Here is a 7,563-nt window from a genome sequence, read left to right on the forward strand (position 1 = left end):
CGCCGTGAGCGAGCGCAGCGAGCGAACCGAAGGGGCAGCCCGCATTGCCCGCACCGGAGCCGAGCCCCAGCGAGGCGGAGGTGGGGGCGATCCGCTGGTTCTGCTGGGGGAGGTGCGCACGGGGCTGCTGCCGGCTTCGGTGGCGCTGCCGACGGCGGAGGTGGCCGAACTACTCGCGCTGCTGCCCGGGCAGCGCGTCCTCACGCGGGAACGGCCACTGGCACTCGCGATTTCGCCGACCTCCGCGGTCGGTGTGGACTGCCAACTCGCCACCGTCTCCCGCTCGGAGAGCCGCGTGGTCGGCACCGTCGCTTCGCATGCGGCAATGGTGGGCGGCCGGGTCGCGCAGAGCTCGTCCGCGGTGCGGGTGGTGCGGGCCGTGGATTCGAACCGGCGGCCGTGGTCGCACTATCTGACCCAGCTCGGCACCGTCGAACTGATTCCCCGGGTCGGCGACGATACCGCTGCCGCAGTCGATCTCAGCGAAGGATTTCTCGAAGCCTCCAGCTCGACAACCCTGGACCTGGGCTCGATCAGCGATCGGCTGCTCACCCAGGTGCGCACCGATGCCCGGCTCGATCGCCGCCCGCAGCTGCGCACCGCCGCGACCCGGCTGCGCTGGGCCGCGCGGGTGGCGCCACGGCTGCAGGGTGAGGTGCGCAATCGCACCCTCTTCGCCTTCCGACTGGAGGACGAGGCGACCCGTTCGGTGCGGATCATGGTGCCGACCGTCCGGGATCTCGCAGGCGTGCAACGCTTCTGCGAGGATCTGGCCGTGCACGACTGGCTGCTCACCACGCTCGATGCCGCGCTGGCCGACGCGGGTCGCCTCGGACCCGATCGGGATGCGGTGGCGCTGCTGAGCCCGCTGCTGGAACAGCTTGTGCACCTGTGGATGCCGGGTGCGCATACCCCGCAGCGCCTGCGCGAGCTGTGGACCCGCCTGGAGGCCGATCCGGGTTTCTCGCGGCAGTGGACGGCGCAGGTCGGGCAGTTGCGCGACCGGCTGGCCGTGGCGACGCTGGAAGCCTTGCGCAGCTCCAAGATCAGCACCGCGCAGTGGTGATCCACTCCGTCACAGCCGGAACCAGCGGCGTACCAGCAGTGCGAAGAACACCGACAGCGTGACGGTGCCGAGGTAGCACTCGATCACGAAGTAGGCGCGCCCTCCGGCACGTAAGGCCTCGGTATCACCGGGTCCGAGCGGATTCACGTAATTGACCATCACCTCGTACACGGTGACGGAGAGCGCTTGGTCCGAGACCGTCGCGATCGCGAACACGAACACCAGTAGCTGCAGTGCGATCCAGCTCAGCATGCGGAACGGCCGATACCCGTAGCCGCACACCAGGTCCGGGAAGAGGCCGCCGATGCGCCGCCACGCCACCGGCTGCGCCCGCCGCCGGGCCCGCGCCAGGGCGAGCCCGCAGCGATCCTCGGCATCGGTGTCCTCGTCACCGTGGAACAGACCGTTCGCCCGCCGAAAGGCCAAGGCGGCGTGCGCGGGCAGGCCCACCGCGATCAAACGCCGGCCCAGGCGTTCATAGTTCTCGGCGAGCTGCCGCTTCTGCGTGCGGCTCAGTCGCAGCGGTCCCCGGAACTCCACCTCGGCGGCCAGCAGGGCGACGAGCAGTCTCACCACCGGCACCGACTGTGGTGTGCCGTCGGGGGATTGGGCGAGTGCCTCGGCATAGAGGTGCCCGAAGACCAGGCTGTCGCCGACCCGCCGGATGCCCGGCGGATCGTAGGTGCCGACCACCGACTCCACATGGCGGGTGAAGGTATCGAGCAACGGTCGTTCGGTCACGGTGCGCCGCAGCCGATGCGGCTGATCGAGGAAACCGGTGAGGTCCTCGGCATAGGCGGCAGCGTGCCGCTCGACGCGTGTGCTCATGGCCGCGACGAACGGTGACGAGGGCGAGCTCTTTTCGAGCATGATCAATGGTAAAGCTTGCGCACCAGGACATCTCGCGGCTCATCCGGCCCGAAGTAGTCCACCTCGTGATCTGCCCACACGAATCCGACCTCTTTGTACAGGTGGTAGGCGGCGCGATTGCCGGGGCGCACCGTCACGAATACCTGATCGATGCGTTCCGCGCGGCAGCGCTCGAGCGCCGATTCCAGCAGTGCGCGACCATATCCGCGGCCCCGGCAATGACCGGCGACCGCGAATCCCATGAACCATGCGGTGCGCGTCTCGCCGATGGCGGCAAGGACATATCCGCAGACTCGGCCCTCGTTCTCGGCGACGGTCCATTTCGGCCCGTGCACCTCGAACAGTTGGCGCAGAATGAAATACGGATAGGCGAGGTGCGCGAACTCGGCGACCTCCAGGGCTTGAATGGCGTCCAGATCCCCCATGGACGCAGCCCGGAAAAGCGGTACCTGCGGTTGTCCGAAGGCTAACAACGATGTCCCCTCCACCGGCGTGGTGCGATGGATTCCAGGGTAGGCGTCGTTTGCCGTCTGAGTGGTCAAGCCCGGAGGCGGCAGCGGAGCGTAACCACGTAGGGCTCCACTCAGGCGGCGGTTGGACACGGGAATGGGTGCGGTCCAGCCCGGCCGCCGTCTGTGGAGCGGACGGGCCGGACCGCGCTGACGCAACGCGGCGGGGCTACACCGGGCGCACCGGAGGAGGGTGCGGCGGCGATCGAAAGGCGGTGCGGCAGCTGCTATTGCGGCCAGGGGCCTTCCCCGGACGACCCTGGCCACGCGAACGCGACCGGCGGAGCGTGCGGCGGAGATCGAGCATCCACCACAGTGCGCGATGCACCGCACGTTCATACCGGCCGGCGCCTGGTGTCATGGCAGTGCGCGCTCGTCGAGCACGCACCGTCCCTCCTCTACCAGCGTCGCACGAGCGCGCCGCCGCACCTTGCAGGTCTGCACCGTGCAGTCGAGGTGCAGTTGCATTGCGGCGTGCGCCTGTTCGGTGCTCATGATGCCCGGATCCCTGCGACAACGCAGCAAACCGGCGACGTGCATATTGAGAGTTGTCAGTTGCATGACCCGACCTCCGCGAGAGACCGGTGGTAGGGGGTGACGACTTCGGCCATGACTCCTCGTTCCGCATGGGATACCTGAAGTGCCCGGAGAATTCAGGAAACGAAAGGGGCCTAGCAACACCACTCCGGGCACATATCCAGCACACCATGAGCAGACGCCCGGCGGGCGTTTTTCGAAGATGAGAACGCAAAATTGCGCGAATTCCCAGCAGTGAATCCACTTGGGGGAGGAGGATTCCCCATAGTGGACGAACCCCCCGCCGATAAAACGTGTGTCCGGGGAGGGTGTCCGGGCGGGAGCCGGTGTACCGCAAGACTATCGCAGGGTGTTTCAGACCCCTGTGTACCGATGCCGCCGACCCGGTCCTCCCCGCCCGAGAACGGAGCGCGCTGTGTCAGAGAGCCCTGCGTCATCGACTCTGCCGCGCCGCCAGCTCGGCCGCTACCTGCGGGACTGGCGAATTCAGGCAGGGTTGACCATCGCCGAGGCCGCCAAACTCATGGAATGGGGCGCGAGCACATTACAGCGCCTGGAGAAGGGCAATGCCGATCGCATCCGCACCATCGACATCCACGAGCTGTGCCGCATCTACGGCATACCGGCCGAAATCGCCGAGGGGCTCAAGGGTTTGGCGCAGCAGGCCGCCGTCAAGAGCTGGTGGCACTCCTACGGCGATCTCATTCCGGAGAATTTCGACATCTACGTGGGCTTGGAAGCATCCGCACGGCAGTTGTCCTGCTACCAGTCAGAATTGGTGCCGGGGCTGCTGCAGATCGCCGACTACGCAAGGGCCCTGAACAGTCTCGGGTACCCGAATGACTCTGCGGCGGAACTGGATCGCCGGGTTCAGCTGCGGTTGCAGCGACAGGCGCTCATCACCCGGCGCATGCATCCGGCGACGGTCGCCATGGTGTTGCACGAATCGGTATTGCGGCGCTCCGTGGGAGGTGCAAAGGTGATGGCGGCGCAGGTGCGGCACTTGGCGGACCTGAGTACCCGACCCAATGTCATCCTGCGCATTCTGCCCTTCGCGGCCGGTGTCCCCCTGGGACTTTCGACCGGCCCGTTCGTGATTCTCGAGTTCGGGATCGACAGCAAAGGGCAGCCGGTGGAGCCCCCGGTGGTCTATGTGGAGGGGTTCACCGGCGATCTCTATCTCGAAAGACAGGGCGACGTTCAGCGTTATCGGCGGGCACAGGAGTGCCTGGAGCGCTGCGCGCTGGATGTCCAGGACAGCAGAATCCTGCTGCGGCAGGTGGCGAAGGAGTATTCGACATGAGCATGGAGGATCTCGCCGGGGCCCGCTGGTTCAAGAGCAGTCGCAGCGGCGCCGGTAAGGAGTGTGTCGAGGTGGCTTTTCTGGCCGGCGATCGGGTCGGCGTGCGGGACAGCAAGAATCCGCACGGTCCCGCCCTGGTATTCGGGGCGGGGGAGTGGGAGTCGTTCACGTCCGGTATCGACGGCGGCGCATTCGACAGTTGATCCGCGGCGGGCGGCGAAACTACTGTTCACCGCCCGCTTTCACGGAAGATCACGAATCGGTCGCCGTTGTGTCTCGAAAACATGTTTGCCACGGCTAAGCATGGGTATCCACTATTCCGTGGACCGAGGGCTCAGAAATTCCCGAACCCGGTACCGCAAAGTGGATCCTGGCGACTGGGTGGAACGACTGATCGTCGGGCTGCTCTTCGCGGTATCGGCGATCGGCGTGTACGTACTCACCGGAGCAATCATTTCGGCACTGGCGGTGGGACTGCTGGTCGGCGCCGTCGCGCTCGGCGTCGTCGCAATGCTGTAAGACCCCTCCGTCATCTCGAAGAATCCCCCGTTATCCCGGCACGTTTTTGGCCGGGATCCACACTGCAACTGTGGATCCCGGCCAAGAGCGTACCGGGATGACTAGGTGGTACGAGGACGTTTATCGGCGGAAGAGCTTGTTACCCAACCAGACCAGCGGATCGTATTTCTGATCCGCCACCCGCTCCTTGAGCGGGATGAGCGCATTGTCGGTGATCTTGATGTGTTCCGGGCAGACCTCGGTGCAGCACTTGGTGATATTGCAGAGCCCGAGCCCGGCCTCGTCCTGTGCGAGTTCGCGCCGATCGCCGACATCCAGCGGATGCATTTCCAGTTCCGCGATACGCATCAGATAACGCGGCCCGGCGAAGGACTCCTTGTTCTCCTCGTGATCACGCACCACGTGACAGGTGTTCTGACACAGGAAGCATTCGATGCACTTGCGGAACTCCTGCGACCGCTCCACATCCTGCTGCTGCATCCGGTAGTCGCCCGGCTTCAGATCCACCGGAGGCGTGAAAGACGGGATCTCCCGGGCCTTCTGGTAGTTGAACGACACATCGGTGACCAGATCCCGGATCACCGGGAAGGCGCGCAGCGGCGTCACCGTGATCACGTCCTCCGGCGTGAAGGTGTTCATGCGCGTCATGCACAGCAGTCGCGGGCGGCCGTTCACCTCCGCCGAACACGAACCGCACTTGCCGGCCTTGCAATTCCAGCGCACCGCCAGATCCGGGGTCTGCGTGGCCTGCAGCCGGTGGATGACATCGAGCACCACCTCGCCCTCGTTCACCTGCACGGTGAAGTCGGCCAGCGCGCCGCCCTCGATATCGCCGCGCCAGACCTTGAACTTCGCGTCGTAAGCCATGGCTATTCCGCCTCTCCGGCGCCGTCGCGCACGGGCGCGAGGTCGGCAGTGCTGTAGTACTTTTCGAGTTCCGTCACATCGAACAGCTTCAGGAGATCGACCCGCATGGGCAGCTGATCCTCCGAGGTCACCGTCACCGAGGGCACCGAGAATCCGACCTCGTCCGGATCGATGCGGCAGACCAGCAGCTTATTGCGCCACACCGGATCCATTCCGGGGTGATCGTCACGGGTGTGGCCGCCGCGGCTCTCGGTGCGCAACAGCGCGGCCTGCGCGACACATTCGCTGATGAGCAACATGTTTCGCAGATCCAGCGCCAGATGCCAGCCCGGATTGAACTGCCGGTGGCCCTCGACGGTGACGCTGTCGAAGCGGTCGCGCATCTCCGACAACTTCTCGATGGCCTGCTTCAGCTCACCTTCCTTGCGGATGATGCCGACCAGATCGTTCATGGTCTGCTGCAGATCCAGATGCATGCTGTACGGGTTCTCGCCGGTGCCGCTGGTGGGCGAATCGAAAGGCGCGACAGTGGCTTTCGCCGCCGCGGCGATATCGGTATCGGAAATCTTGGGCCGTCCCGGCAGCTGCTCCACATAGGTGGCCGCGCCCATACCCGCGCGCCGCCCGAACACCAGCAGGTCCGAGAGCGAGTTGCCGCCGAGCCGGTTCGAACCGTGCATACCGCCGGAACACTCACCGGCAGCGAACAATCCGGGCACCGTGGCCGCACCGGTATCGGGATCCACCTCGATGCCGCCCATGACGTAGTGGCAGGTCGGACCGACCTCCATGGGTTCGGAGGTGATATCCACATCCGCCAGTTCCAGGAACTGGTGGTGCATGGAGGGCAGCCGCCTCTTGATCTCCGCGGCGGGCATGCGCGAGGAGATATCCAGGAACACCCCGCCGTGCTCGGTGCCGCGCCCGGCCTTGACCTCTTCGTTGATGGCGCGGGCGACCTCGTCGCGGGGGAGTAGATCAGGGGTGCGGCGCGCGGAGTCGTTGTCCTTCAACCACTGATCGGCCTCCTCCTCGGATTCGGCATACTGCCCCTTGAAGACCGGGGGGATGTAGTCGAACATGAAGCGCTTGCCGTCGGAGTTCTTCAGTACGCCGCCGTCACCGCGCACGCCCTCGGTGACCAGGATGCCCTTCACGCTGGGCGGCCAGACCATGCCGGTCGGATGGAACTGCAGGAACTCCATATTGATCAGCGTGGCGCCCGCCCGCAGTGCGAGCGCGTGGCCGTCGCCGGTGTACTCCCAGGAGTTCGAGGTCACCTTGTAGGACTTGCCTATACCGCCGGTCGCCAGCACCACGGCGGGCGTCTCGAAGAGGATGAACCGCCCCGATTCGCGCCAGTAGCCGAAGGCGCCGGAGATCTTGTCGCCGTCCTTGAGCAGTTCGGTGATGGTGCACTCGGCGAAGATCTTGACGCGGGCCTCGTAATCACCGGTGGCCGCGAAGTCCTCCTGCTGCAGCGATACGATCTTCTGCTGCATGGTGCGGATGAGCTCGAGCCCGGTGCGGTCACCGACGTGCGCCAGGCGCGGGTAGGTGTGCCCGCCGAAGTTGCGCTGGCTGATCCGGCCGTCCTTGGTCCGATCGAACAGCGCCCCATAGGTTTCCAGTTCCCATACCCGGTCCGGGGCCTCCTGGGCATGCAGCTCCGCCATGCGCCAGTTGTTCAGGAACTTACCGCCGCGCATGGTGTCCTTGAAATGGGTCTGCCAATTGTCCTTCTCATTGGCATTGCCCATGGCGGCCGCGCAGCCGCCCTCGGCCATGACGGTGTGCGCCTTGCCGAACAGCGACTTGCACACCACCGCCACCGACAGGCCGTGTTCGCGGGCTTCGATGACCGCGCGCAGTCCGGCGCCGCCCGCACCGAT

9 protein-coding genes are annotated in these 7,563 nt (G+C 65.8%); 4 read left to right on the forward strand and 5 right to left on the reverse strand.

What is annotated here, in order from left to right; all coding sequences use genetic code 11:
• Positions 1-4 precede the first annotated feature (4 nt).
• A complete protein-coding gene (locus tag JWN03_RS05520; protein ID WP_297610645.1) occupies positions 5-1,066 on the forward strand; it encodes an SCO2521 family protein in 1,062 nt (353 codons plus the stop codon).
• Positions 1,067-1,075: 9 nt separating this feature from the next.
• Here the strand turns inward: JWN03_RS05520 and JWN03_RS05525 are convergent, their stop codons facing one another.
• The 3 genes from JWN03_RS05525 to JWN03_RS05535 all read right to left on the reverse strand — a co-directional run bounded on the left by JWN03_RS05525 (position 1,076) and on the right by JWN03_RS05535 (position 3,006).
• Positions 1,076-1,936: a hypothetical protein gene (locus JWN03_RS05525; protein WP_297610648.1), complete on the reverse strand. Its 861-nt coding sequence runs from the start codon at positions 1,934-1,936 to the stop codon at positions 1,076-1,078.
• A 2-nt stretch (positions 1,937-1,938) separates the two neighbouring features.
• A complete protein-coding gene (locus tag JWN03_RS05530) occupies positions 1,939-2,478 on the reverse strand; it encodes a GNAT family N-acetyltransferase (protein ID WP_297610651.1) in 540 nt (179 codons plus the stop codon).
• A gap of 324 nt (positions 2,479-2,802) precedes the next feature.
• On the reverse strand, positions 2,803-3,006 hold the full coding sequence (locus JWN03_RS05535) for a hypothetical protein (protein WP_297610654.1): 204 nt from the start codon (positions 3,004-3,006) through the stop codon (positions 2,803-2,805).
• Positions 3,007-3,397: 391 nt separating this feature from the next.
• Between JWN03_RS05535 and JWN03_RS05540 the strand changes: the two genes are divergently transcribed.
• The 3 genes from JWN03_RS05540 to JWN03_RS05550 all read left to right on the forward strand — a co-directional run bounded on the left by JWN03_RS05540 (position 3,398) and on the right by JWN03_RS05550 (position 4,804).
• The gene (locus JWN03_RS05540) at positions 3,398-4,285 is read left to right on the forward strand and encodes a helix-turn-helix domain-containing protein (RefSeq protein ID WP_297610656.1); all 888 of its coding nucleotides are present in this window, start codon (positions 3,398-3,400) and stop codon (positions 4,283-4,285) included.
• The gene (locus JWN03_RS05545) at positions 4,282-4,488 is read left to right on the forward strand and encodes a DUF397 domain-containing protein (protein WP_297610659.1); all 207 of its coding nucleotides are present in this window, start codon (positions 4,282-4,284) and stop codon (positions 4,486-4,488) included. Before JWN03_RS05540 ends, JWN03_RS05545 begins: the two co-directional genes overlap by 4 nt.
• 178 nt (positions 4,489-4,666) lie before the next feature.
• The gene (locus JWN03_RS05550) at positions 4,667-4,804 is read left to right on the forward strand and encodes a hypothetical protein (RefSeq protein ID WP_297610661.1); all 138 of its coding nucleotides are present in this window, start codon (positions 4,667-4,669) and stop codon (positions 4,802-4,804) included.
• Between the two features lie 120 nt (positions 4,805-4,924).
• Here JWN03_RS05550 and JWN03_RS05555 read toward each other — a convergent pair whose 3' ends face one another.
• Positions 4,925-5,671, reverse strand: coding sequence for a succinate dehydrogenase/fumarate reductase iron-sulfur subunit (locus JWN03_RS05555; protein WP_297610664.1), 747 nt, complete (start codon positions 5,669-5,671; stop codon positions 4,925-4,927).
• Between the two features lie 2 nt (positions 5,672-5,673).
• Positions 5,674-7,563: fumarate reductase/succinate dehydrogenase flavoprotein subunit (locus tag JWN03_RS05560; RefSeq protein ID WP_297610666.1), on the reverse strand; the 1,890-nt coding region annotated here is incomplete at its 5' end.

This window comes from Nocardia sp., from assembly GCF_025465275.1.
In the GTDB taxonomy this organism is placed as follows: Bacteria; Actinomycetota; Actinomycetes; order Mycobacteriales; family Mycobacteriaceae; genus Nocardia.